The following is a 23,128-nucleotide window of genomic DNA, read 5'->3' on the forward strand; positions in this document are numbered from 1 at the left end:
TTGCCGCGCGGTTTGACCCGGGGCGCTGCAGCGCCGGCCCGTAATTGAGCGATATATCACTCTGCTCGGGCGTAGCCCTGCCCGGTCACCCGCCGATATCCTTGATACGTACGTCTGGTACCCGCACATTTTTTTGAGGGACTGGAACGGATCAAGAGAGGACTCAGGTGACCTCACCCGGGATCACTGGTGACCCCGCGCCCGCACGATTGACGGTTGGCATCGTCTCGGCGGGACGAGTGGGAACGGCCATCGGTGCAGCGCTGGACCGAGCCGGACACGTCGTGTTCGGTGTTTCCGCCATCTCCGACGCGAGCATTCACCGCGCCCGGACCCGGCTGCCCGACGCCCGGATTCTGCCGGTGCACGAGGTCGCCGCCCGCAGCGAACTGCTGATCCTCGCCGTCCCCGACGCGCAGCTCACCGGCCTGGTCCGCGGCCTGGCCACGACCGGCGCCGTTCGGCCCGGCACCCTCGTCGCGCACACTTCGGGTGCCAACGGCATCGGGGTGCTCGCACCGCTCACCGAGCAGGGCGCGACCCCGCTCGCGATTCATCCGGCCATGACGTTCACCGGCCACGACGAGGACACCATCCGGCTGGCCAACGCGTGCTTCGGCGTCACGGCGGCCGACGAGATCGGTTACGCGATCGCGCAGTCACTGGTCATCGAGATCGGCGGAGAGCCGGTCCGGGTACCGGAGGCCAACCGCGCGCTCTATCACGCCGCGCTCGCGCACGGCAGCAACCACATGGTGACGCTGGTCGTCGACGCGGTTGCCGCGCTGCGCGAGGCGCTGGCCGGCGCGGAGCTGCTCGGCCAGCCGATCGTCGACGAGCAGCCGGGCGGTATCGCCGAGCGCGTGCTCGCGCCGCTGCTCTCCGCTGCGCTGGACAACGCGCTGCGCCGCGGCCCGGCGGCGCTGACCGGCCCGGTGGCGCGCGGTGATGTCCCCGCGGTGTCGGCGCATCTGGCCGAACTCGACGCGCTCGACCCGCGCCTGGCAGCCGGGTATCGAGCACTTTCCCTGCGAACCGCGCAGCTCGTGGGCGGCCGCGACGATCTGATCGAACTGTTGGAGCAACGATGACCTCTGCGAAGACCGCGCTGCGTGGCAGCTACACACCGGGCGAACTCACCGTCCACCACGATCCTGCCGTGGTGACCGCGGTATCGAACGCGCTGCGCACGGTCGGGCGCAAGGTCGCGCTGGTGCCGACGATGGGCGCGTTGCACGAGGGGCACCTGCAGTTGGTCCGCGCCGCGAAGCGCACCCACGCCGTTGTGATCGTCTCGATCTTCGTCAACCCGCTGCAGTTCGGTGCCGGTGAGGACCTCGATGCCTATCCGCGCACCCTGGACGCGGACGTCGAACTGCTGCGCGGCGAGGGTGTCGAGATCGTCTTCGCGCCGAGCGCCACCGACATGTACCCCGACGGGCCACGCACCACCGTGCTGCCCGGCCCGGTCGGCGCCGAGCTCGAAGGCGCGAGCCGCCCCACGCATTTCGCCGGCATGCTCACCGTCGTCGCCAAACTGCTGCAGATCGCCCGTGCCCGTGAGGCATTCTTCGGCGAAAAGGACTACCAGCAGCTCGTGCTGATTCGGCAGCTGGTGCGCGATCTCAACATGGACACCAAGATCATCGGCATCCCCACCGTTCGCGAGGCGGACGGGTTGGCACTGTCCTCGCGGAATCGCTACCTCGACCCGGCGCAGCGGGAAGCCGCGCTCGCGCTGTCCTCGGCACTGGTCGCGGGTGTGCACCACGGGCCGTGGGGTGCCGATGCGGTGCTCACCGCGGCCCGCGATGTGGTCGCCGCCGCGTCCGGAGTCGAACTGGACTACCTGGAATTGCGCGCCGCCGATCTCGGTCCCGTGCCCGAGCAGGGTGCCGCTCGACTGCTGATCGCGGCCCGGGTCGGCAGCACGCGGCTCATCGACAATATGCCGATTGCCCTCGGCGGCAATGTTTTCAACGACCATCCCGGTGTGAACTACGCGACGGACCAAACAGACCGACCGCAGGCAGATCTGACCGGCCCGACCGGCCGACAGGAAAGGTGACAGCGATGTTGCGCACGATGATGAAGTCCAAGATTCACCGCGCCACGGTGACGCACGCCGACCTGCACTATGTCGGCTCGGTCACGGTCGACCGCAACCTGATGGAGGCCGCCGACCTGCTCGAGGGCGAGCAGGTCTGCATCGTCGACATCACCAATGGTGCCCGGCTCGAGACTTACGTCATCACCGGTGAGGCCGGCTCGGGTGTCATCGGGATCAACGGTGCCGCAGCGCATCTGGTGGATCCGGGCGACCTGGTCATCCTCATCTCCTATGGCGTGATGAACGAAGAGGAGATCCGCAAGTACGAGCCGCGTGTCGTGTTCGTCGACGATGCGAACCGCCCGGTGGAACTGGGCTCCGACCCGGCGCACGCGCCGGAGGGCTCGGGGCTGATCACGCCCCGCCAGCTCTCGGTCGTCTGAGCCGCACCGACACCGACGGGGGGACCGAAAGTGCTGCTCACCATCGACGTTCGCAACACCCACATCGTCCTCGGCTTGTTCTCCGGCAGTGGGGAGCACAGCAAGCTGGTGCGGGACTGGCGAACGCATACCGATCCGCGGGTGACCGCCGACGAGTTCGCGTTGACGCTGCGCGGATTGCTCGGCGCGCAGGTCGACGAGATCACCGGTGTTTCGGCTTTGTCGACCGTGCCGTCGGTTTTGCGGGAGATCCGAATGATGCTGGCCCGCTATTGGGGCCACGTCCCACATGTCGTGGTCGAGCCGGGCGTACGCACCGGAGTACCGTTGCTGGTCGATAATCCCAAGGAAGTCGGTGCCGACCGCATCGTCAATTGCCTTGCCGCTCATCATCTCTACAATTCGCCTGCAATTGTTGTCGATTTCGGCACCTCCACCTGTGTCGACGTGGTTTCGGCGAAGGGTGAGTTTGTCGGCGGCATTATCGCGCCCGGACTGGAAATCTCGATGGACGCGCTCGCATCGCAAAGTGCGGCGCTGCGCAAGGTGGAACTCGTGCGGCCGCGGTCGGTGGTCGGCAAGAACACCGTCGAATGCATGCAGTCCGGCGCGGTTTTCGGTTTCGCCGCAATGGTCGACGGCCTCGTCGACCGAATTCGCGACGACGTGCCCGCGTTCGCCGGGCGCGACGTCGCCGTCATCGCGACCGGCGACAGCGCCCCGCTGATCGTGCCCGAGTCGGAGACGATCGAGCACCACGAAGCCGATCTCACGCTCGAGGGCCTGCGGTTGGTGTACGAGCGCAACCGGGAGAAGACGCGTGTTCGCCGCACCTGAGCAGGTGCGGTGCGGTGGCCGGTCTGCTACTCTTCTCCGCGTGTCCACCTGCATGAGCGCCCAGGAGTGTTGTCGAGGCTGACGTCCGCCTCGACCCATCAACACTTTCCTGGGAGTTTCCTCGTGCTCTCCGCATATTCCACTGACATTTCTGTACCCGTTGCGCGGTCCACTCCGCTACGGTCCACTTCGGCCCGGTCCACGCGATTGCCGGTGCCGCACCTCGATGCTGCGCTGCCCACTCGGCTGCGTCCGGCGGATCTGCTGAACATCAGCGACCAGGGTGCCGACGACGTGCTGTCCGGCCGGTTCGATCAGCTGCTGCCCGCCGACGGTCGCTGGCCGACGCAGAACCGTTGGGGCGCACGATTGCGGTCCGACGAAGATGTCGACGTCTGGCTGATCAGCTGGGTGCCCGGCAAATCCACCGAGTTGCACGATCACGCCGGCTCGCTCGGTGCGCTGACCGTGCTCAGCGGCGCGTTGTCCGAATTCCGTTGGGCAGGTGATCAACTGATTCAGCGCACGCTGCACGCGGGCGATCAGGCATCGTTCCCGATCGGCTGGGTGCACGACGTCGCTTGGACGCCTGCTCCCGGACGCGATGACGCGGCGAATCCGACGCTGAGCGTGCATGCCTATTCGCCGCCGCTCGCCGCGATGTCCTACTACGAAGTGACCGACCGCGGCACATTGCGCCGCACCCGCACCGAACTGACCGATCAGCCGGAGGGCGACCTGAAATGAGCACCACACTCGCCGCACCCAAGTCGATCGACACAATGCTCGAAGAGGCTCGCGCGCAGATCGACCGGATGTACGCATTCGAACTGCCCGCGGCGGTCGAGCGCGGCGCCATCATCGTCGACATCCGTCCGCAGGCCCAGCGCGACCGGGAGGGCACGCTGCCGGGAGCACTCGCGATCGAGCGCAACGTCCTCGAATGGCGTTGCGATCCAGCCAGTTCGGCGCGCATCGGACTTGCGGTCGACCATGACGTGGAATGGGTGATCGTGTGCTCGGAGGGTTACACCTCCAGCCTCGCCGCGGCGGCGCTGCAGCAGCTCGGCCTGCACCGCGCGACCGATCTCGTCGGCGGATACCAGGCGCTGGTGGCGGCAGGGCTGCTCGGCGCGGTCGCTCGTGCACCGCATTTCGTGCGTGACGCGCGGACCGTCCTCACGTCCTGACCGAGCACGCCGGCTGGTACTCGAGCGCCGGGCGCCGAGGGCGGTCCTGACCTGCGCCGCTAGGCTTGCGTCCCGTGAGTGAAACGGACGCCAAGGCCGCTGCCCCCCTCCCCGACGATGACACCCCCGAGCAGATTCGGGTTCGTCGGTCCAAGCGGGAGCGCCTGCTCGACCAGGGCAGGGATCCGTATCCGGTCGTCGTCCCGCGCAGCCATACGCTCGCCGAGATCCGCGCGAAGTACCCCGATCTCGAGCCGGACACCGCCACCGGTGCACAGGTGGGTGTGGCCGGCCGGGTGATCTTCGCCCGCAATACCGGCAAGCTGTGTTTCGCAACGCTGCAGGAGGGCGACGGAGCCCAGTTGCAGCTCATGATCAGTCTCGCCGGTGTCGGCGAGGATGCGCTCGCGGCGTGGAAGGCCGACGTCGACCTCGGTGACTTCGTCTACGCCCACGGCGAGGTTATTTCGTCACGGCGGGGCGAACTCAGCGTGATGGCCGACGAGTGGCGCATTGTGGCCAAGTCGCTGCGTCCGCTGCCGGTGGCGCACAAGGAGATGAACGAGGAGTCGCGCGTCCGGCAGCGTTATGTCGATCTCATCGTGCGGCCCGAAGCGCGGGAAATGGCCCGTAAGCGCGTCGCGGTGGTACGCGCGCTGCGCAATGCGCTGGAGCGGCGCGCCTTCCTCGAGGTCGAGACGCCGATGTTGCAGACGCTGCACGGTGGCGCGGCGGCGCGGCCGTTCGTCACCCATTCCAATGCGCTCGATATGGATCTGTATCTGCGGATCGCACCCGAGCTGTTTCTCAAGCGCTGCGTGGTCGGCGGTATTGAGAAGGTGTTCGAAATCAATCGCAACTTCCGCAACGAAGGGGCGGACTCGACGCACTCGCCGGAATTCGCGATGCTCGAAACCTACGAGGCCTACGGCACCTATGACGATTCGGCCCGAATGACCCGCGAGATCATTCAGGAGGTGGCCGCCGAAGCCTTCGGTTCGACGGTCGTCACACTTGCCGATGGCACCGAGTACGACTTCGGTGGCGAGTGGGCAACCGTCGAGATGTACCCGTCGTTGTCCGAGTCGATCGGCATCGAGGTGACGCCGGACACAACGGTCGCGGAATTGCTCGACCTTGCCGAACGGGTCGGCCTCGAAATTCCCGAAGGCAAAGGATACGGGCACGGGAAACTCGTGGAAGAACTGTGGGAGCACGTTTATGGTGACAAACTCGATGTGCCGACGTTCGTGCGCGACTTTCCCATCGAGACATCGCCGCTGACCCGGCAGCATCGCAGCCGTCCCGGTGTCGCGGAGAAATGGGACCTTTACGTTCGCGGATTCGAGTTGGCCACGGGCTATTCCGAACTCGTCGATCCGGTGATTCAGCGCGAGCGGTTCGTCGATCAGGCGCGCCTCGCCTCTGCAGGTGACGACGAGGCAATGGTGCTCGACGAGGAATTCCTTACGGCGATGGAACACGGGATGCCGCCGACAACGGGTACCGGGATGGGAATCGACCGGTTGTTGATGGCCCTGACTGGACACGGTATCCGCGAGACGATCCTGTTTCCTATTGTCCGGCCCCTCGGACACTGATTTGACTGTCCGGCCCCTGGAGCACTGAATGGCGGCGCCAATTGGGTGTAATGCGTAATTCTCGAAATCGGCGCACAGACTGTACGCTTTAGCCGAGGTAGTTCACGCGCCCCCGTTTGCGCATCACCCGAAGGGAATGTCATCTGATGGCAAAGAAGGTTACCGTCACGCTGATCGACGATGTCGATGGCGAGGCGGTTGCGGACGAGACCGTCGAATTTGGTCTCGATGGTGTTTCCTACGAGATCGATCTCGCGGCGGATAACGCAGAACTGCTTCGTGAGCAACTCGCGGGCTGGATCGAGAATGCCCGTCGGACCAGTGGTCGGCGTCGCACGAAGCCTGCGCCGGTAGCGGCGGCCACCACCAAGGCGCGCGTTCCGGTCGATCGTGAGCAGAGCGCGGCAATTCGCGACTGGGCGCGTCGAAACGGCCACAAGGTCTCGGCCCGCGGCCGTATCTCCGCCGACGTCATCGAGGCGTACAACACCGCGAACTGAACGTAGAACGTCGCACCCGTCGATGACGTGTGCCCCCGACCGCCCGGCCCCTGAAGCCGGGCGGTCGGGTTTTACCGCGACATCCGATGTTTCTGGTGACGTGTGAAATTCCGTCGCCGTGCAATGGGTGTCGATTTCATACCACCCAGGGTGCCTATCGACGCCGTGGAGTCCCGAACAGAATTGGGACCCGAAGGCAGAACTCGAAACGTCACCGCAAATCAAGGGCAGGGATCGAAAATGATGGAGACTGCGCAACCGACCGCAATTCGGGCCGACAGCGACGGTGACGACCTGCGTACCGCGATCGACGAAATCGACGCCGAGATCGTTGCGCTGGTTCGCCGGCGCACCGAACTCACCCGGGCGGCCGGCCTGGCTCGGCTGAACATCGGGTTGCCACGCACCGCCCAGCACAGCGAAATGGGTGCCGTCCGGCGATACGAGTCCGCACTCGGCCGCGAGGGCGTCGGCCTCGCGATTCTGCTCATGCGCCTCGGGCGCACCGGTGTTTCCGACCTCGTTTCGCAGGAATATCGGTCTGCCTGACCAGGCGTCACCCCTACCGCTCCCGCTGCACCGCGCCGCCGGCTCCAAGCCGGCGGCGCGGTGATCTTGCTGCGAGGCAACCTTCACGGCACGATTGACCCGTGTTCGAGAGGTGTTCGTGAGCGTCCTGGATGGTCCGTGCCTGCGTTTCGCCGATCCGGACGGCCGATCACACGAGGTGGTGCTCTCCCCGAGCCAACCCCGTGTCACCATCGGCCGTTCGGCTCAGGCCGATATCGCACTCACCTGGGACGAGGAGGTGTCGCGGCTGCATGCCGCGGTCGAATGGATGAGCTCACACTGGACGATCGTGGACGACGGGCTGTCCCGGAACGGCACCTTCGTCAACGGTGAACGCCTGGCCGGTCGGCGCAGCCTGCGTGCCGGCGACCGGATCCGGATCGGCGCCGCGCTGCTCACCTTCCACGAATTCGGCGGCGGTCTCGACGATGTGACGCGTATTTCCTCGGGCTCCGTGCCGACGGTGCGCTCGTTGACCGAGACGCAGCGTTCCGTCCTCATCGCACTGTGCCGGCCGTACAAACACAACGTCGGCTTCGCGACGCCCGCGTCGAATCAGCAGATCGCCGGCGAACTCTTCCTCAGCGTCGACGCCATAAAGACGCACTTGCGTGCGCTGTTCGCCAAGTTCGGCGTCGAGGACCTGCCGCAGAATCAGAAACGCGTGCGGCTGGCCGAGCTCGCGATCCAGAGCGGCCTCATTTCCGACCGCGATCTGTAGCGCGCGACGTCGCGATCACGCGGCGGGGGCGAGCTCCGACGCGTGACGCACCGCGTCGAGCAGGTCACCGATAGCTGCCGCAACCACCTCCGGGCGCTCCATGATGACTGCGTGGCCGGCGTCGGTGACGTCGATCAGTTTCGCGCCGGGAATCGCAGCGGCCATCGCGACCGAATGGACGGGCGGGGTCATCAGATCCACCGAGCCGCACAGCACGATCGTCGGGACGGCGCCGAGCGCGGGGAGCGCGGCCGACTCGTCGTAGACCATGAACTCGCTCAGGAAGCTCGCCATCGTTTCGATCGGCGTCTCGTTGTGCATCGCATTGGCCAGCGCGACGACCCGCGGGTTCACCGACCGGCCGAACTCGGCGGCGCGGATGACCGGGGCGAAGACCCGGCAGCACACCTTCTTCGCGCCCTGCACCGTGCGCGGAGCGCGGCGAGTGGCGGCCTGGAACCAGGAGATGACCGGGTTGTGCAGAAACCGTCCGAAACCGGAGTCCGGCAGGTCGCTGGCGGCGGTGGCGATGAGCGCGACGCCGGCGATCCGGTTGCCCACTTCCTGGGCGTACATGCGGGTGTAGGTGAGTGCGGTCATGCCGCCCATCGAATGCCCGACCAGCACCACCCGGCCGGTGCCGGCCGTCCGGTCGAGCACCGTATGCAGATCCCGGGCGAGCCGGTTGAGGGTGTAGCCGGCCGGATCCGCGGCATCGGAATCGCCGTGCCCGCGATGGTCGTAGCTCACGATCCGGACGCGGCGCGGCAGCTCTGCGAGCAGCTCGCGAACGTAGCTCCAGGACTGGCTGCGCAGGCAGTGCCCGTGCAGCAGCACCACGGTGAGGTCGGCGTCGTCCGCACCGATCGTGCGAACCGCGAGGTTCACGCCGTCGTCGGTCGAGATCCGGGAGTGGCGTTCGGCGACGGACCGCTTACCGGCGGTGGTGCTGATGGTCGAGACCGTCATCGAACTCTCCGATCGGGTTGGCGTGGTACTGCCCTTCACTCTGCTTCGCGATAGGCCTGCCGCATACGGACCCGAGGGTGCGGCGTACACCCCGGGGGTTCGTCATTTCCCCACCAAGGTGGTGACCCGCGGGCTAACGTCTGCCGAAACGGTTTCCCAGGGGGTTCTATGATTTCGCTTCGCGTGCTGGTCGGCGGCGTTCTGACGGCGCTCGCGACCTTTGCGGGTACGGCCACCGGGCATAGCGCCCCGCTGCCCGTGACCTACAACTTCTTCTCGGGCATCCCGGCCGAACTGACGAATCCGGGCGGTTCGCTACCGGGCAGCAACGACTGGACCTGCAAGCCGAGCGCCGAGCATCCGAACCCGGTCGTGCTGGTGCACGGCACCGGTGGCGCGCAGCAGACGAACTGGGGCGTCTATGCACCGCTGCTGGCGAACGAGGGCTACTGCGTATTCGCGCCGACCTATGGCAATCTCGAGAACCTGCCGTGGCCCGTCACGGCGATCGGCGGGCTTGGACCGATCGAGCAGAGCGCCGGGGAGCTCTCGGGGTACGTCGATCGGGTGCTCGCGGCAACGGGCGCGTCCAAGGTGGATCTCGTCGGCCACTCCCAGGGCACGCTGATGCCGACCTACTACCTCGAGCACCTCGGCGGCGCGTCGAAGGTGGACAAGTACGTGTCGTTGGCGCCGTTGTGGAACGGAACGAACGCCGGCGGAGGGGCGTTGATCGCGACCTTCGCGCGCGGGCTCGGCATTCCCGGGTTCGATGCGTTGCTCGGCCCGCTGTGCGGCGCGTGCTCCCAAATGCTGACCGGGTCGCCGTTCATCACCGACCTCCAGGCCGGTGGCATGGCCGTCCAGGGCATCACCTACACCAACATCATGACCCGCTACGACGAGCTGGTCGTGCCGTACACCAGCGGCATCCTCAACGCTCCGAACGCCACGAACATCGTGGTGCAGGACGGCTGCGCGCAGGACTATTCCGATCACGTGGCGATCGCGGGCAGTCGCCGAGCGGCCACGTTCGTGCTCAATGCGCTCGACCCGGCCCATCCCCGCCCGGTGCCGTGCGATTTCGTCGCACCGATCATCGGGTGACGCGTTCCAGGCGTTTTCGCCGGTCAACCGAAGCGATGTCGAGGCCGTCCACAACCTGAGGTGGCCGCGGGCAGTTCGATGAGAATTGCGCCAGCGTGTGCTACCGCTAAGCAGGCAGCGGCGCCCTATCAGCGCATACCGTCTGGCGGTGCCGGCGCCGGTCGCTTGGGTGGTGCAATCCGGGTGTCGAATCGGGTACTGGCCAAACGGCGCTCGGCCATACCGACGAGATCGAGAATGTCCCGAGCCAGGTATCCGGTGGTGCCCTTGTCCACGCTCTTACGAGACAGGATGCCGGCGACCGCCAATTCCTCCAGCGCCGCCCGCGCTGCAGGAAACGAGACGCCGAGCATCCGCTGCACGGTGCGCGTCGTCATGATCGGTGCTTCGGGGAGCATCGCGAGGACGCGTGCGGTCGCCGATCCCGCCCGAGGTTCGGTCCGCAGTCCGCTGTGCTCGCGATGATCACCGAGGCGGGCCGACCAGTCAGCGTGCGTATCGGCAAGCTCGACGGCCAGGCGCCCGGCCTGATCGGCCGCAAACGCGGCCGCTTCGACGAAGGTGTCCAACCACCGTGCGATTCCCGAGGATGCAGTCTCACCGGTTGTGTCGCCGACATATCGGTACGCGGACAGCCCGGCCACGTACCGGTCGCTGAGTGTCGACAGGACCAGGCTCAGCGGCAGAATGGCGACCGGAGTCAACCCCGACCGGGACAGCACGGTGTGGATCAACGCCCGTCCGACCCGCCCGTTGCCGTCGGTGAAGGGATGGATCGTCTCGAACTGCGCGTGCATCAGGCCCGCCTGCAGCAGCGGACCATGGAGTGAACCGTTCAGGTAGGCAACGAGGTCGGCCATCAACGCTGGAACGTCGCCGTCGGGCGGTGGCACGAAATCCGCGTCGAGTGGATGCCAGTTCGAGCCGCCGATCCAGTTTTGGACCGTGCGCAGCCCGTGGTGGCGCTCGTCCGGTAGCAATGCTCTGTGCAGGACGACGATGTCGTCGACCGTGACGGCGTCGACGTCCACCAGGTTGCGCGAAGCTCGGCGCAGCACGGTGATGTTGTTGGCGACGAGCCGGGCTTGCTCGCTGAACCCACGGATGCTCTCGTCCTGGGCCAGCTCGGCCAATGCGACCTGTTGTGGGGACGGCGTTATTCCCTCGATCATCGAACTGGCGATCGCCTCCGACCGGAGCAGGAAGCGCGCGATTCCGGCGAGCCCTTTGGCTCGGTCCCCGGTGCCCAGCGAGCGGATGCTGCGTTCGACCTGCGCAGCCCGCGTCGACAGCGCAGCCGGAACTGCAAGCGGACGTTCCGTCAGGCGATCCGGCCGGTAGGTGCGGTAGGCCCCGCCGCGGCGGTCGCGCGCGACCAGGCCGTACGCCGGCGCGGGGTCCCAGTACGCCTCGCACAGTTCGGCCATTCGCCTCAACCTTTACCCGAATAGGAGTTGATTAAAGTCTAGTGCCTTAAACTTTGATATCGAGCCAGGTTGTGCAAGGTTGGTTGCACTCTCCCCGCAGCAGCAGTTCAACCCCGAGCAACATCGTGGTGCAGGACGACTGCGCGCAGGACTATTCCGAGCACGTGGCGATCGCGGGCAGTCGCCGAGCGGCCACGTTCGTGCTCAACGCGCTCGACCCGGCCCATCCCCGCCCGGTGCCGTGCGATTTCGTCGCACCGATCATCGGGTGACGCGTTCCTCGGCCGGTTTCGGCGGTAGGACGAGCAGCGCGGCCACCAGGAAGCACAAGGCGCCGACGAAGGTGCCGAGGTTGGCCGTCGTCGCGTTGTGCAATTCGCCGCTACTCGGGTCGACATAGGCGCCGATCGCGGACACCCCGAACGCGATCGACCCGATCATGTTCAGCCAGCTGCTCAGCCAGTTGCGGGCGCGCGGATCCCACAATTTGTCGGTATCCGTCGTCGCCAGCACCGCGAGAGCGCTGGCGATCAGGAAGGCTGCGGAGCCGAACACGTCGGGGCGCCAGATCCAGCGGTCGGCCTCGTCGTAGGTGAGATTGACGATCAGTGCCGCGCCGGTGCTGATGTTGAACAGCAGGGTGCCGGCGAACTGGACCGCCGCCGACCAGTAGTCCCAGCGTTCGATCCGGTGTGATTCGGCGCCGGGAACGGGACGGCCGCTCAGCCACAACTGGATGTAGCCCGCCGCGGTGAAGAACAGCGACCCGACGAAATAGGTGAGGTTGTCGAATCGTTCCCCGACAAGGTCGGCATAACCCGGCCAGGCGCCGAGCGCGAACAACAGCGAGCCGATGGCGAATCCCCACGATTCGCGTCGCATACGGAGCATTCGAGTCACTCGGATGTTTTACCCCGTTCGCTGACGGCGTACAGGTCGGGGAAACGAAAACCCCGCTGGTCGCGTTAACTGGAGTAAGCAGATCAGCGGGCTGGGCCCATCGACCGCAAAGCGGTGGGCTCTACCGACTGCAGAAGCGACGTTCGTGCACCTCGCCCATTACAGTAGAGGCGGGGGAGTGGGATCTGGTGGATTCCAGCGCCTAACCGGTGGCGTCAGCACCGGAGCGAAGTGAGGGAGAACGATGTTCGAGAGGTTTACCGACCGCGCGCGGCGGGTCGTCGTCCTGGCTCAAGAAGAAGCCCGGATGCTCAACCACAACTACATCGGCACCGAGCACATCCTGCTCGGCCTGATTCACGAGGGCGAAGGCGTTGCCGCCAAGTCGCTCGAGTCGTTGGGCATCTCCCTCGAGGGCGTTCGCAGCCAGGTCGAGGAAATCATCGGCCAAGGCCAGCAGGCACCTTCGGGACACATCCCGTTCACGCCGCGCGCCAAGAAGGTACTCGAGCTCAGCCTCCGTGAGGCGCTGCAGCTCGGCCACAACTACATCGGCACCGAGCACATCCTGCTCGGCCTGATCCGTGAGGGCGAGGGCGTCGCCGCGCAGGTGCTCGTCAAGCTCGGTGCGGATCTCAACCGCGTCCGTCAGCAGGTCATCCAGCTGCTGTCCGGCTACCAGGGCAAGGAGCCGGCCGAGGGTGGCAGCACCCGTGGCGAAGCAGGCACCCCGTCCACCTCGCTGGTCCTCGATCAGTTCGGCCGCAACCTCACCCAGGCCGCGCTCGAAGGCAAACTCGATCCGGTGATCGGGCGCGCCAAGGAAATCGAGCGCGTCATGCAGGTGCTCTCGCGGCGCACCAAGAACAACCCGGTGCTGATCGGTGAGCCCGGCGTCGGTAAGACCGCGGTGGTCGAGGGCCTCGCGCAGGCCATCGTGAACGGCGAAGTGCCCGAGACGCTGAAGGACAAGCAGCTCTACACGCTCGACCTCGGTTCCCTCGTCGCGGGCAGCCGCTACCGCGGTGACTTCGAAGAGCGCCTGAAGAAGGTGCTCAAGGAGATCAACACTCGCGGCGACATCATCCTGTTCATCGACGAGCTGCACACGCTCGTCGGCGCGGGTGCCGCCGAGGGCGCGATCGACGCCGCGTCGATCCTCAAGCCGAAGCTGGCTCGCGGTGAGCTGCAGACCATCGGTGCCACCACGCTCGACGAGTACCGCAAGTACATCGAGAAGGACGCCGCCCTCGAGCGCCGGTTCCAGCCGGTTCAGGTCGGCGAGCCCACGGTCGACCACACGATCAACATCCTCAAGGGCCTGCGCGACCGGTACGAGGCGCATCACCGCGTCTCGATCACCGATGGCGCACTCGTGGCAGCGGCGACGCTGGCCGACCGCTACATCAACGATCGGTTCCTGCCGGACAAGGCGATCGACCTCATCGACGAAGCGGGCGCGCGGATGCGCATCCGCCGGATGACTGCGCCGCCGGACCTGCGCGAGTTCGACGACAAGATCGCCGACGCGCGCCGGGAGAAGGAGTCCGCGATCGACGCGCAGGACTTCGAGAAGGCCGCGAGCCTGCGCGACAAGGAGAAGCAGCTCGTCGCCAAGCGGGCCGAGCGCGAGAAGCAGTGGCGCAGCGGTGATCTCGACGTGATCGCCGAGGTCGACGACGAGCAGATCGCCGAGGTGCTGGCGAACTGGACCGGTATCCCGGTGTTCAAGCTCACCGAGGAGGAGACCACCCGTCTGCTCCGCATGGAGGACGAGCTGCACAAGCGGATCATCGGCCAGCACGACGCGGTCAAGGCCGTCTCGAAGGCGATCCGCCGTACCCGTGCCGGCTTGAAGGATCCGAAGCGTCCGTCCGGCTCGTTCATCTTCGCCGGCCCGTCCGGTGTCGGTAAGACCGAGCTGTCCAAGGCGCTGGCGAACTTCCTGTTCGGCGACGACGACGCGCTCATCCAGATCGACATGGGCGAGTTCCACGACCGCTTCACCGCGTCGCGGCTGTTCGGTGCCCCTCCGGGCTACGTCGGCTACGAAGAGGGCGGCCAGCTCACCGAGAAGGTGCGCCGCAAGCCGTTCTCGGTGGTGCTGTTCGACGAGATCGAGAAGGCACACCAGGAGATCTACAACACGCTGCTGCAGGTGCTCGAGGACGGTCGTCTCACCGACGGTCAGGGGCGCACGGTCGACTTCAAGAACACCGTGCTGATCTTCACCTCGAACCTCGGTACGTCCGACATCTCCAAGGCGGTCGGACTCGGCTTCGCGCAGTCCAACATCGAGGGCTCGAACTACGAGCGCATGAAGCAGAAGGTCAACGACGAGCTCAAGAAGCACTTCCGGCCCGAGTTCCTCAACCGCATCGACGACGTCATCGTCTTCCATCAGCTGACCACCGACCAGATCGTGATGATGGTGGACCTGATGATCGGCCGCGTCGAGAAGCAGCTGAAGAACAAGGACATGGAGATGGAGCTCACCGACCAGGCGAAGTCGCTGCTGGCCAAGCGTGGCTTCGATCCGGTGCTCGGTGCCCGGCCGTTGCGCCGGACCATCCAGCGCGAAATCGAGGACCAGCTGTCGGAGAAGATCCTCTTCGGCGAGATCGGCGCAGGCCAGATCGTGCTGGTCGACGTCGAGGGCTGGGACGGCGAAGGCGCTGGCGAGGATGCGAAGTTCACCTTCAAGGGCACGCCGAAGCCGGCGAAGGTGCCCGATTCGCCCGAGGCCGCATTGGCGACAGGCGAGTAAACAGGTCCCAACACCGAAGCCCGGTCGGCGAGGTTCATTCCTCACCGGCCGGGCTTCGGCGTTTCCCGGTGCCGTTTGCGCATGGACGATCAGGATGCGTGGCAGCGTGATCCGCGACTGCGTGCTGCGCGCGACCCCGGGCGTGGTCCGGGTGACGCAGCACCGTGCAATCGCAGAGTTGAAGCGGCTTCGCGACGCCTGAGCCCGCGATGCCGCGCATCTTCTGGGGTCACCGCGCACGCCCCAGTGCGCGCGATAACCCAAACCGGTGCGCAAGCGTCGCCGTCGAATCCGGTTGGCGCGCGGGACGCCGCGGGTAAGTTGGAGGCGTAGCCGAGAGAAGGGATTTGCGCATGCCCACACGCACCGCCCGCACCGAATGGACCGGCGGACTGCAGGACGGAACCGGGCGCGTCAGCCTGACAAGTTCCGGGGTCGGAACCTACGACGTGTCGTTCCCCAAACGATCGGCGGACGACGCGGACGGCACGACGAGTCCCGAGGAACTCATTGCGGCGGCGCACTCGTCCTGTTTCTCGATGGCGCTCTCCGGCGAGATCGGTCGGGCCGGCGGCACGCCGCAGTCGCTCGACGTGTCCGCGGACGTCACGCTCGGGCCGGACCCGGCCGGTGGGTTCAAGCTCACCGGCATCACGATCAAAGTCCGCGGCAAGGTCGACGGTCTCGACGCGGACGGGTTCGAGAAGGCCGCTCAGGCCGCGAAGGCGGGCTGCCCGGTGAGCAAGGCGCTCGCCGCGGTAGACATCACCCTGGACGCCGCCCTCGCCTGACCCAACGAAATCGGGGCCCGGACACCTGTTGGTATCCGGGCCCCGATTCGGTTTGGGTCGAGTCAGCCGACGGAACTCGCGACGCGCGATTCGCGTGTGCTGGCGCTGCGCTCGGTGAGGAACGCGAATGCCAGGCCGAGCGCAGCCCACAGCGTCGCTTGCACGGCGAGCGACGAGATCCGGAACTCCCACAGCAGCGTGGCCGGGAAGTCCTCCGGCACCTCGTTCACGGCCGGCATCAGCACATAGCCGAGCCCCACGATCACCAGAAACGTTGCCAGCGGAGCCGCGATTCGGACAGTGACCAAGCGGCTGCGAACCAGACTCGCGACGTATCCGGCGATTCCCACCGCAGCCAGGCCGAGCACCACGGCGCCGAGCCACAGCAGGGTGCGGTCGTTGATGGTGTCCGGATCGCCGACTGCGGGCGGGTTCGCGGGGTACTTGAAGAAGGGCACCGCCTCGATGGCCAACCAGCCTGCCCCGGCGAGGCCGAGCGCCAACGGGACCCCGGCCAACGGAATGAACCGGCGCAGATAGAACACGGCGGTCGCGAATATCGCGCCCAGGGCAAGGCCTGCCAGCGAGGTGGCCAGGAACAGCCCGAACTTCTGACCGGTGCGGCTCACTTCGGCGGCGTCGCCGTGCGAGTGTCCCGCGGATTCGGTGGCCTCGTGCGAGTGTCCGGCTGCGGCACCGTCGTGGTCGTGCGCCTCGGTGGCCGCGGAGTTGGCCTCCTCGATCGCGATCGCGGCATCGACGTGCGGCTCGCCGAGCAGGAACGCGACGCCGCCGGCAAGCACGCCGGCGATCAGGCCCGCAAGCAGGCCACGCAGCAGGAGGGTGGGCAGGGAAGGCGTCAGTGGCACGGCAGGCCCAGCAGGTGCCGACCGTCATGCATCAACTCGTGCATGTACATGCCGCTGCGCGAGATCGCGCCCTGGTCGAACCCGACCAGGTAGAGCGTGAGCAGTGCGAGTAGCACGGTGCCCGCTGCAATGAGGAATGCGACGGTCGGGTCGATTGCCCGGCTGGGTGTGTGGACGAGTGCCATTGATGCCTCCTGGGATTTCGCGTCCCGCAGTAGTAAGGCCTTTGGCACGCCCGGGGTCTGACTCACCAACCGCGCGAGCGGACGGTTCACAGTGGCGCGACCGCTCCGGAATCACACCGGTATTCCCGCAGTGCCAAGGTGCTTGGTTACCCGCGAACTATCGCACCCGGCATTCTGCGGTGTCAATTGGGCGCACTGGCAGCGAATCTGCCGGTGGCGCCGGGTCCCTGGGTCAGTTCGCAGCGAAGAACGGATAGACGAAGTGCCCCGGGCCGCCGCCGGGCAGCTGCCAGCCGGTGATCGACGGGAAATTGAATGGCAGTTTGATCAGCTTGTGCGGGTTGCCGTTCTGGTCTGCCTGCCAGCATTCGAGCGTCACGCCGTGGAACGACGTGCAAACGATCTTCGTGCTCGTGCCGAACGGCGAGGTCAACCGGTCCTTCGAGACGAGCGGGTTCCAGTAGTCCAGATCGCCCGGGGTCAGGAAGGCTTTGGTCTCGTACGGCACGATCGGCGTCGGATAGTTCGGAATCGGCGGCCACTCGTCCGCGGCGGCGCTGCCGATGCCAAGGGCCGCGCCGAACAGCACAAGCGCGACGACGAACGCGAAACGACGAGCAGCTGCGACCATTTCCGACCTCCTGGTGTAAGTAACCGTTACCCAGAGTGTCGGATGAACGGCGCGGGGTCGTTACAGCTGCGCTAGTTCGAGACTTTCCCGGCCACGTCGAGCACGACCTCGAATTCGAGCAGCGACGCCCCGGTCGCGACCGGCTTGGCGCGCTCGCCGGCATGCGCCTCCTTCGCCGGACCCTCCGCCCAGGCCTGGAACGACTCCTCCGAATCCCAGTGCGTGACCACGAAGTACCGGTTCTCGCCCTTGATCGGGCGCAGCAACTGGAAGCCGAGGAAGCCCGGCGAATTCTCGACGGCGTGCGCGCGATGGGCGAAGCGCTTCTCGAGTTCCGGCCCGGCGCCCTCCGGAACCTCGATCGCATTGATCTTGACGACTGCCATGTGCGAAACACTACCTGCCGTGGTCCGGGCGGCGATCTGTCGTAGCCTCAACGGCCAATTGTCGTAGCCTGAACGGCCATGCTGCACGACGAAGGTGGAACCGGCGCCCCGATCCTGCTGTTGCACGGGTTGATGGGCAGCGCCCGAACATGGCGGAAGCACGTCGGTTGGCTCCGCGAACACGGCCACGTCTACTCCTTCGACGCGGCTGGCCACGGCCGCCCGGCCCCGGCCGAACTCAGCACAGAGGCGTTCGTCGACGACCTCACCGCCGCCCTCGTGACGATTGCCGAGCCGATGATCGTGATCGGCCACTCGATGGGTGGACTGCACGGCTGGGTGTTCGCCGCTCGCCACCCGCAGCGGGTCCGCTGCCTCGTCGTCGAGGACATGGCACCGGACTTCCGCGGCCGGACCGCAGCCGATTGGGCCGCGATGGTCCAAGCATGGCCGCAACCCTTCGCCACGGAGCAGGCGATGCGCGAGTACTTCGGACCGGTTGCCGGACAGTACTTCCTGGATTCCTTCGAGCGCCGAGCCGACGGCTGGTACCTGCACGGCTCGGTGCAGACCTTTCGCGATATCTCCGAGGAGTGGGGCCGCCGCGACTTCTGGTTGCAGTGGCAGCAGGTCACCGCCCCCACGCTCGTCATCGAGGCCGAGCACACGATCACCCCGGATGGACAGATGCGCGAGATGGCTCGCAGGCATCCCGGCGCGAGCTATGTCCGGATCGCGAATGCGGGACACCTGGTGCACGACGACCAGCCGCAGCGCTACCGCGAAGCCGTCGAGAAGTTCCTCGCCGACCTGCCGGACTAACTAGGACAATCCCTCGCCGGCGAGGGCAAACAACCCATCGGCGGTCTGCTCGATCAAACCGTCGGTGAGCAGCGAATCCAGTGCGCGGTCACGCTGTCCCGGATCCTGCGGCCACGCCAGATCCAGCCGTGGCCGTTCCACCGGTCCGGTCGCACCGCGCAGCACATCGAGCAACCGACCGCGCGCCTGCCGGTCGGTGCCCTCGTAGCGTTGCGCCGCCCGCTTCGGCCCGGTGGCCGAGGGATGGCCCGCCTCCCGCCATGCGCAGCGCGGCAGCGGGCACGCATCGCAGCGCGGCGTGCGCGCCGTGCACACCACCGCACCGAGTTCCATCAGCGCCGCCGAGAACGTTGCGGCCCTTGCCCGGCGGCTCGGCAGCAGCGCGCCGACATCGGCCAGGTCCCGGCGGTTGGACGGGTTTCCCGCCTCCGCGCGACCATGCACGGCGCGGGCGACGACACGGCGAACGTTGGTGTCCACCACGGCAACTCGCTGTCCGTAGGCGAAACAGGCCACGGCGCGTGCGGTGTAGTCGCCGATCCCGGGCAGTGTCAGCAGCGTGTCGACGTCGGTGGGGACCTCGTCGCCGTATCGCTCGGCGAGCATGCGCGCGCACTCGTGCAGACGCATAGCCCGACGCGGGTAGCCGAGCTTGCCCCAGGCGCGCAGCACCTCACCGGCTGTCGAAGCGGCCATCGCGGACGGCACCGGCCAGCGTTGCACCCAGTCCAGCCAGATCGGGGTCACCCGCACCACCGGTGTTTGCTGCAGCATGATCTCGCTCATCAACACCTGCCATGCCGTGACGCCGGCGCGCCGCCAGGGCAGGTCACGGGCGGTGTCGCCGTACCAGTCGATGACCGCCGTGGTGTCGAGTCCGGCAGTGGGCGGAGGCGGTGTGTTGGATATCAATTCAGGCTGTACTCGCAGGTAATGACGGGCTTGTGCAGAATGGCGGCATGCCGAACAGCAATCCGATCAGCGCGTGGAAATCCCTTCGTGATGGAAACGAGCGCTTCGTCGCCGGCATGCCCATGCATCCTAGCCAGGGCATCATCGACCGCGAGAAGCTCGTCGAGGCACAGAAGCCGACCGCGGTGCTGTTCGGTTGCGGAGATTCCCGGGTGGCCGCCGAGATCATCTTCGATCAGGGCCTCGGTGACATGTTCGTCGTGCGCACCGCCGGTCACGTGGTGGACGGCTCGGTCCTCGGCTCGATCGAGTACGCCGTCGAAGTGCTGAATGTGCCGCTGGTCGTTGTGCTCGGCCACGACCACTGCGGTGCGGTCAAGGCGACCCTCGACGCGCTCGACCACGGTGACGTGCCGGGCGGGTTCATCCGCGATGTGGTCGAGCGGGTCACGCCGTCGATCCTGATGGGCCGCCGGGAGGGCTTGACCACGGTGGATGAGCTGGAGGCACGGCACGTGGTCGAGACCGGGCGGCTGATCATGCAGCGTTCGGCGACCATCGCGGCGAAGATCGCGGCAGGCACTTGTGCGATCGCAGGTGTGACCTACAAGCTCGTCGACGGCCGCGCGCAGCTGCGCAGCACCGTGGGTGACATCGGCGAGTCGGTCGACCCGGCCACTTCGCTGCACCCGGCTATGTGACCTGGTTCAAATCCGACACGCCGATGCAGGTCAGCCGAGGTAAGCGACGCGCCGCTTACCTTGAGAACCGTGTTTGATTCGAATGGACCGCTGCCCCCGGAGATCTACCGGCGCAGACGTTGGCTCGCCATCGGTGTCGGGACCTTCGTCGTCCTTCTGGTGATCGGGCTCTTCGTGGTGGTCGGCGGAGGCGACGAAGAGCCGTCGAACACCGCTGCCGTGAGCTCCGAGTCCGCCACGCCGACGACTACCGCGTCGGGGTCGGCAACGAGCACAACCTCGGGTGCTTCGGGGAGTTCGACCACCTCCGGCAGCGCGACGACGTCGGGCAGTGCGTCGCCTGCCTCCGATACTCCGGCCGGGCAGTGCGCGGACTCGTCGCTTGCGGTCAAGGCGACGATCGCCCAGCCCACCTACAAGACAGGTCAGGAACCCGAGTTCGGCATCGTCATCACCAATATTTCGACCACGACGTGTGAACGCGATCTCGGTGCGGGACTGCAGCAGGTGCTGGTCTACTCGCTCGATGGTGCGCAGCGGCTGTGGTCCAACTCGGACTGCTTCCCCGCCGCGACCCCCGATGTGCGCACCCTCGCCCCGGGCCAGCAGGCGGCATTCACGGTCAAATGGTCGGGCACCACGTCCCAGCCCGAATGCGCCGGGGAGCGCGTCCCCGTCGCGCCGGGCGCGTACACCGTCATAGCTCAGCTGGGCGCCCTGCGTAGCGGCCCGGAACCGTTCAACCTCGCCTGACCGCACCCCACGGCGCACCCCCATTCCTCCGAATGAACGGAACCGTTCAGTCGATCTAATCGACTGAACGGTTCCGTTCATTCGATGTGGAGTGCGGCGGAGGTTGTGCGCTTCGGGTGTCGATTACGCTGGAGAACAATGGCTGTGCGCGCGATGCTTTTCGACTATTCCGGCACCCTGTTCCGACTGGAAGAGGACGAGAGCTGGGCGAGTGATCTGACGCACGCCGACGGTGCGCCGTTCGATTACCACCATCAGGCCGAGATCATGCGGCGGATGACGCAGCCCGTTGGGCTGTCGGTGGATCTCGACGAGGATGCTCGGTACGCGTGGCACCATCGCGATCTCGATCCGGAGTTGCACCGCAAGGCCTATCTCGAGATCCTCCGGCATTCCGGAGTGCCGAACCGTGAACAGGCGCTCGGGTTGTACAACCGGCTGATCGATCCGGGGGAGTGGACGCCTTACCCGGACACGGGCGAGGTGCTCGCCGCGCTGTCGGCACAAGGCATCCGGATTGCGGTGGTGAGCAACATCGCCTTCGACCTGCGCCCGGCGTTCACGTCCCGCGGCTGGGACCGCTACGTCGACGAGTTCGTGCTCTCCTACGAGGTCGGTGCGACCAAACCCGACGAGGCGATCTTCCGCACCGCGCTGGACCGGCTCGGCGTCGAGGGTGCGGATGCGGTCATGGTCGGCGACAGCGAGGAAGCGGACGGCGGCGCGACCGCATTGGGCTGCGGATTCGAATTCGTCGAGCCGCTACCGACCTCGGAACGGCCCAAGGCGCTTCGGAAAGCATTGCAGCGCAATGGAATCGCAATCAAGTCCACCGACGGCCCTCAATCGTAGGGCCCAGAGATGCTCGACTCGGCGAGCCGGGACAAGCCCTCGCGGATCTGCCGCGCCCAGTAGTGCCCGATCCCCTCGACGGCCTGTAGATCGGCGGCGGTCGCGGCGAGCAGGCCCTGCAGGTTGCCGAACGAGCCGACGAGCGACTGCACCTGGGTGAAGCGCACCCGCGGGACCCGGGTGAGCACCCGGTAGCCGCGCGGGGTCATCGCCTGGTCGAGCGTTTCGATGGTCCCTGGATAGCCGAGCACGTTCGCGAGCGCGGTGGGATCGAGCAGGTCGGCATCGGTCAGCTCGTCCAACGCTGCCAGGGTCTGGTCCACGGCGGCGGTCGTGGGCGGCTCGGGTCCGGCGAGGTAATCGCGGGCGAGCAGCTGGCGTGCGGTCTCGTTGTCACCGACCAGTTCTTCGAGTTGCAGCGCGAGTTGACGACCGTCGGTACCGAGTTCGAGTACGTCGTGGTCGATTTCGATCGAGATTCGACGGACCATCTCGAGACGCAGCAGCACGGTCAACGCGTCGCGCAGCGTGACGAAGTCCTCGATCTCGACGACCGACAACTGTCTGGTGACCTCGTCGAGTCGAGCCTTGTAGCGCTCGAGCGTGGCGACGGCCTGGTTGGCGCGGGACAGGATCGTGGTCGAGCTCGCCATGACGTGCCGCGTGCCCCCGACATAGACGCTCACGATGCTCATCGACTGGCTCACCGACACCACGGGATAGCCGGTTTCGATCGCGGTCCGCTCGGCGGCGCGATGCCTGGTGCCGGACTCGACGGTGGGGATTTTCGGGTTCGGCACGAGTTGCACGTTCGCACGCAGGATTCGCTGGCCGTCCGAGGACAGCACGACCGCGCCGTCCATCTTGGACAGCTCGCGCAGCCGGGTCGGTGCGAACTCGACATCGAGTTCGAACCCGCCGTCGCACATCGCTTCGACTTGCTCGTCGTAGCCGAGCACGATCAGCGCGCCCGTGCGTCCACGCAGGATCCGCTCGAGGCCTTCGCGCAGATTCGTACCGGGAGCGATCCGGGCGATGGTGTCGCGCAGGCCGGTCAACGACTTCACGTCGTCCATCCACCCTCCCGTCCCGCGGTCACCCGACCCGTGCGCGGCCGGCAACCGAGAATACCGATCCGGTCTCG

Annotated in this window: 26 protein-coding genes, 1 pseudogene and 1 riboswitch; of the genes and pseudogenes, 18 read left to right on the top strand and 9 right to left on the bottom strand. The window is 66.6% G+C overall.

What is annotated here, in order from left to right:
- Nucleotides 1–167 precede the first annotated feature (167 nt).
- From OG921_RS08615 to OG921_RS08660, 10 genes are all read left to right on the top strand, one after another.
- Nucleotides 168–1,091 carry a Rossmann-like and DUF2520 domain-containing protein gene (locus tag OG921_RS08615; protein WP_266111957.1) on the top strand — a complete coding sequence of 308 codons (924 nt, stop codon included), beginning with the start codon at nt 168–170 and terminating at the stop codon, nt 1,089–1,091.
- A complete protein-coding gene (gene panC / locus OG921_RS08620; protein ID WP_266111959.1) occupies nt 1,088–2,068 on the top strand; it encodes a pantoate--beta-alanine ligase in 981 nt (326 codons plus the stop codon). The genes OG921_RS08615 and panC overlap by 4 nt, the downstream gene beginning before the upstream one ends.
- A gap of 5 nt (nt 2,069–2,073) precedes the next feature.
- Nucleotides 2,074–2,493 (top strand): aspartate 1-decarboxylase, encoded by a 420-nt coding sequence (gene panD / locus OG921_RS08625; RefSeq protein ID WP_266111960.1) that lies wholly within the window; start codon nt 2,074–2,076, stop codon nt 2,491–2,493.
- Between the two features lie 30 nt (nt 2,494–2,523).
- A complete protein-coding gene (locus tag OG921_RS08630) occupies nt 2,524–3,330 on the top strand; it encodes a type III pantothenate kinase (RefSeq protein WP_266111961.1) in 807 nt (268 codons plus the stop codon).
- 213 nt (nt 3,331–3,543) lie between these two features.
- A complete protein-coding gene (locus OG921_RS08635; RefSeq protein WP_266111962.1) occupies nt 3,544–4,077 on the top strand; it encodes a cysteine dioxygenase family protein in 534 nt (177 codons plus the stop codon).
- Nucleotides 4,074–4,520, top strand: a complete 447-nt coding sequence (locus OG921_RS08640; RefSeq protein WP_266111964.1) for a rhodanese-like domain-containing protein — start codon at nt 4,074–4,076, stop codon at nt 4,518–4,520. The genes OG921_RS08635 and OG921_RS08640 overlap by 4 nt, the downstream gene beginning before the upstream one ends.
- 74 nt (nt 4,521–4,594) lie before the next feature.
- The gene (gene lysS, locus OG921_RS08645) at nt 4,595–6,121 is read left to right on the top strand and encodes a lysine--tRNA ligase (RefSeq protein WP_266111965.1); all 1,527 of its coding nucleotides are present in this window, start codon (nt 4,595–4,597) and stop codon (nt 6,119–6,121) included.
- Between the two features lie 146 nt (nt 6,122–6,267).
- Nucleotides 6,268–6,621 carry an Lsr2 family protein gene (locus tag OG921_RS08650; RefSeq protein WP_266111966.1) on the top strand — a complete coding sequence of 118 codons (354 nt, stop codon included), beginning with the start codon at nt 6,268–6,270 and terminating at the stop codon, nt 6,619–6,621.
- A 240-nt stretch (nt 6,622–6,861) separates the two neighbouring features.
- Nucleotides 6,862–7,170 carry a chorismate mutase gene (locus OG921_RS08655; RefSeq protein ID WP_266111967.1) on the top strand — a complete coding sequence of 103 codons (309 nt, stop codon included), beginning with the start codon at nt 6,862–6,864 and terminating at the stop codon, nt 7,168–7,170.
- A 127-nt stretch (nt 7,171–7,297) separates the two neighbouring features.
- Nucleotides 7,298–7,912: an FHA domain-containing protein gene (locus tag OG921_RS08660; RefSeq protein WP_266112291.1), complete on the top strand. Its 615-nt coding sequence runs from the start codon at nt 7,298–7,300 to the stop codon at nt 7,910–7,912.
- 15 nt (nt 7,913–7,927) lie between these two features.
- On the opposite strand, the gene OG921_RS08665 is transcribed toward OG921_RS08660, so the two are convergent.
- Nucleotides 7,928–8,881, bottom strand: coding sequence for an alpha/beta fold hydrolase (locus OG921_RS08665; RefSeq protein WP_266111968.1), 954 nt, complete (start codon nt 8,879–8,881; stop codon nt 7,928–7,930).
- 168 nt (nt 8,882–9,049) lie between these two features.
- Between OG921_RS08665 and OG921_RS08670 the strand changes: the two genes are divergently transcribed.
- Nucleotides 9,050–9,988: a triacylglycerol lipase gene (locus tag OG921_RS08670; protein WP_266111969.1), complete on the top strand. Its 939-nt coding sequence runs from the start codon at nt 9,050–9,052 to the stop codon at nt 9,986–9,988.
- 128 nt (nt 9,989–10,116) lie between these two features.
- On the opposite strand, the gene OG921_RS08675 is transcribed toward OG921_RS08670, so the two are convergent.
- The gene (locus tag OG921_RS08675; RefSeq protein ID WP_266111970.1) at nt 10,117–11,415 is read right to left on the bottom strand and encodes a Fic family protein; all 1,299 of its coding nucleotides are present in this window, start codon (nt 11,413–11,415) and stop codon (nt 10,117–10,119) included.
- A 116-nt stretch (nt 11,416–11,531) separates the two neighbouring features.
- Between OG921_RS08675 and OG921_RS08680 the strand changes: the two are divergent.
- Nucleotides 11,532–11,687: pseudogene (locus OG921_RS08680) on the top strand (lipase); the annotation flags it as partial.
- Here the strand turns inward: OG921_RS08680 and OG921_RS08685 are convergent.
- Nucleotides 11,677–12,297: a YrhK family protein gene (locus tag OG921_RS08685; RefSeq protein ID WP_266111971.1), complete on the bottom strand. Its 621-nt coding sequence runs from the start codon at nt 12,295–12,297 to the stop codon at nt 11,677–11,679. The pseudogene OG921_RS08680 and the gene OG921_RS08685 sit on opposite strands and share 11 nt — an antisense overlap.
- Before the next feature lie 262 nt (nt 12,298–12,559).
- On the opposite strand from OG921_RS08685, the gene OG921_RS08690 reads away from it, so the two are divergent.
- Together OG921_RS08690 and OG921_RS08695 are read left to right on the top strand one after the other, a co-directional pair.
- Nucleotides 12,560–15,082 carry an ATP-dependent Clp protease ATP-binding subunit gene (locus OG921_RS08690; RefSeq protein WP_266111972.1) on the top strand — a complete coding sequence of 841 codons (2,523 nt, stop codon included), beginning with the start codon at nt 12,560–12,562 and terminating at the stop codon, nt 15,080–15,082.
- Between the two features lie 353 nt (nt 15,083–15,435).
- Nucleotides 15,436–15,873, top strand: coding sequence for an OsmC family protein (locus OG921_RS08695; protein WP_266111973.1), 438 nt, complete (start codon nt 15,436–15,438; stop codon nt 15,871–15,873).
- 62 nt (nt 15,874–15,935) lie between these two features.
- Here OG921_RS08695 and OG921_RS08700 read toward each other — a convergent pair whose 3' ends face one another.
- The 4 genes from OG921_RS08700 to mhuD all read right to left on the bottom strand — a co-directional run bounded on the left by OG921_RS08700 (nt 15,936) and on the right by mhuD (nt 17,944).
- Entirely contained in the window at nt 15,936–16,742 is an 807-nt protein-coding gene (locus tag OG921_RS08700) for a CbtA family protein (RefSeq protein ID WP_266111974.1), read from the bottom strand.
- On the bottom strand, nt 16,733–16,927 hold the full coding sequence (locus tag OG921_RS08705; protein WP_266111975.1) for a CbtB-domain containing protein: 195 nt from the start codon (nt 16,925–16,927) through the stop codon (nt 16,733–16,735). The genes OG921_RS08700 and OG921_RS08705 overlap by 10 nt, the downstream gene beginning before the upstream one ends.
- Before the next feature lie 54 nt (nt 16,928–16,981).
- Nucleotides 16,982–17,054, bottom strand: a riboswitch (cobalamin riboswitch).
- A 105-nt stretch (nt 17,055–17,159) separates the two neighbouring features.
- A complete protein-coding gene (locus tag OG921_RS08710) occupies nt 17,160–17,558 on the bottom strand; it encodes a hypothetical protein (RefSeq protein WP_266111977.1) in 399 nt (132 codons plus the stop codon).
- A 71-nt stretch (nt 17,559–17,629) separates the two neighbouring features.
- Nucleotides 17,630–17,944, bottom strand: coding sequence for a mycobilin-forming heme oxygenase MhuD (mhuD, locus tag OG921_RS08715; RefSeq protein ID WP_266111978.1), 315 nt, complete (start codon nt 17,942–17,944; stop codon nt 17,630–17,632).
- A gap of 78 nt (nt 17,945–18,022) precedes the next feature.
- Here mhuD and OG921_RS08720 point away from each other — a divergent pair, with 78 nt between their 5' ends.
- Nucleotides 18,023–18,766, top strand: a complete 744-nt coding sequence (locus OG921_RS08720; protein WP_266111980.1) for an alpha/beta fold hydrolase — start codon at nt 18,023–18,025, stop codon at nt 18,764–18,766.
- Here OG921_RS08720 and OG921_RS08725 read toward each other — a convergent pair whose 3' ends face one another.
- Nucleotides 18,767–19,675, bottom strand: coding sequence for an A/G-specific adenine glycosylase (locus OG921_RS08725; RefSeq protein WP_323182730.1), 909 nt, complete (start codon nt 19,673–19,675; stop codon nt 18,767–18,769). It abuts the gene before it with no gap.
- A gap of 50 nt (nt 19,676–19,725) precedes the next feature.
- On the opposite strand from OG921_RS08725, the gene OG921_RS08730 reads away from it, so the two are divergent.
- The 3 genes from OG921_RS08730 (at nt 19,726) to OG921_RS08740 (ending at nt 21,984) form a co-directional block, all read left to right on the top strand.
- Nucleotides 19,726–20,379: a carbonic anhydrase gene (locus OG921_RS08730; protein WP_266111982.1), complete on the top strand. Its 654-nt coding sequence runs from the start codon at nt 19,726–19,728 to the stop codon at nt 20,377–20,379.
- A gap of 69 nt (nt 20,380–20,448) precedes the next feature.
- On the top strand, nt 20,449–21,132 hold the full coding sequence (locus OG921_RS08735) for a hypothetical protein (protein WP_266111984.1): 684 nt from the start codon (nt 20,449–20,451) through the stop codon (nt 21,130–21,132).
- A 138-nt stretch (nt 21,133–21,270) separates the two neighbouring features.
- Nucleotides 21,271–21,984, top strand: coding sequence for an HAD family hydrolase (locus OG921_RS08740; protein ID WP_266111985.1), 714 nt, complete (start codon nt 21,271–21,273; stop codon nt 21,982–21,984).
- On the opposite strand, the gene disA is transcribed toward OG921_RS08740, so the two are convergent.
- Nucleotides 21,975–23,060: a DNA integrity scanning diadenylate cyclase DisA gene (disA, locus tag OG921_RS08745; RefSeq protein ID WP_266111986.1), complete on the bottom strand. Its 1,086-nt coding sequence runs from the start codon at nt 23,058–23,060 to the stop codon at nt 21,975–21,977. The two genes, OG921_RS08740 and disA, sit on opposite strands and share 10 nt — an antisense overlap.
- Nucleotides 23,061–23,128: the final 68 nt, after the last annotated feature.

It is taken from the genome of Aldersonia sp. NBC_00410, from assembly GCF_026342035.1.
Lineage (GTDB): Bacteria > Actinomycetota > Actinomycetes > Mycobacteriales > Mycobacteriaceae > Aldersonia.

Bases quoted from the DNA above. Each gene is read 5' to 3' on its own strand.
- OG921_RS08650 (WP_266111966.1), top strand. From the start codon at position 6,268: ATGGCAAAGAAGGTTACCGTCACGCTGATCGACGATGTCGATGGCGAG.
- OG921_RS08690 (WP_266111972.1), top strand. From the start codon at position 12,560: ATGTTCGAGAGGTTTACCGACCGCGCGCGGCGGGTCGTCGTCCTGGCT.
- OG921_RS08685 (WP_266111971.1), bottom strand. From the start codon at position 12,297: ATGCGACGCGAATCGTGGGGATTCGCCATCGGCTCGCTGTTGTTCGCG.
- disA (WP_266111986.1), bottom strand. From the start codon at position 23,060: ATGGACGACGTGAAGTCGTTGACCGGCCTGCGCGACACCATCGCCCGG.
- OG921_RS08720 (WP_266111980.1), top strand. From the start codon at position 18,023: ATGCTGCACGACGAAGGTGGAACCGGCGCCCCGATCCTGCTGTTGCAC.
- OG921_RS08675 (WP_266111970.1), bottom strand. From the start codon at position 11,415: ATGGCCGAACTGTGCGAGGCGTACTGGGACCCCGCGCCGGCGTACGGC.
- mhuD (WP_266111978.1), bottom strand. From the start codon at position 17,944: ATGGCAGTCGTCAAGATCAATGCGATCGAGGTTCCGGAGGGCGCCGGG.
- OG921_RS08655 (WP_266111967.1), top strand. From the start codon at position 6,862: ATGATGGAGACTGCGCAACCGACCGCAATTCGGGCCGACAGCGACGGT.
- OG921_RS08670 (WP_266111969.1), top strand. From the start codon at position 9,050: ATGATTTCGCTTCGCGTGCTGGTCGGCGGCGTTCTGACGGCGCTCGCG.
- OG921_RS08665 (WP_266111968.1), bottom strand. From the start codon at position 8,881: ATGACGGTCTCGACCATCAGCACCACCGCCGGTAAGCGGTCCGTCGCC.
- OG921_RS08695 (WP_266111973.1), top strand. From the start codon at position 15,436: ATGCCCACACGCACCGCCCGCACCGAATGGACCGGCGGACTGCAGGAC.
- OG921_RS08710 (WP_266111977.1), bottom strand. From the start codon at position 17,558: ATGGTCGCAGCTGCTCGTCGTTTCGCGTTCGTCGTCGCGCTTGTGCTG.
- panD (WP_266111960.1), top strand. From the start codon at position 2,074: ATGTTGCGCACGATGATGAAGTCCAAGATTCACCGCGCCACGGTGACG.
- OG921_RS08730 (WP_266111982.1), top strand. From the start codon at position 19,726: ATGCCGAACAGCAATCCGATCAGCGCGTGGAAATCCCTTCGTGATGGA.
- OG921_RS08705 (WP_266111975.1), bottom strand. From the start codon at position 16,927: ATGGCACTCGTCCACACACCCAGCCGGGCAATCGACCCGACCGTCGCA.
- OG921_RS08740 (WP_266111985.1), top strand. From the start codon at position 21,271: ATGGCTGTGCGCGCGATGCTTTTCGACTATTCCGGCACCCTGTTCCGA.
- OG921_RS08640 (WP_266111964.1), top strand. From the start codon at position 4,074: ATGAGCACCACACTCGCCGCACCCAAGTCGATCGACACAATGCTCGAA.
- panC (WP_266111959.1), top strand. From the start codon at position 1,088: ATGACCTCTGCGAAGACCGCGCTGCGTGGCAGCTACACACCGGGCGAA.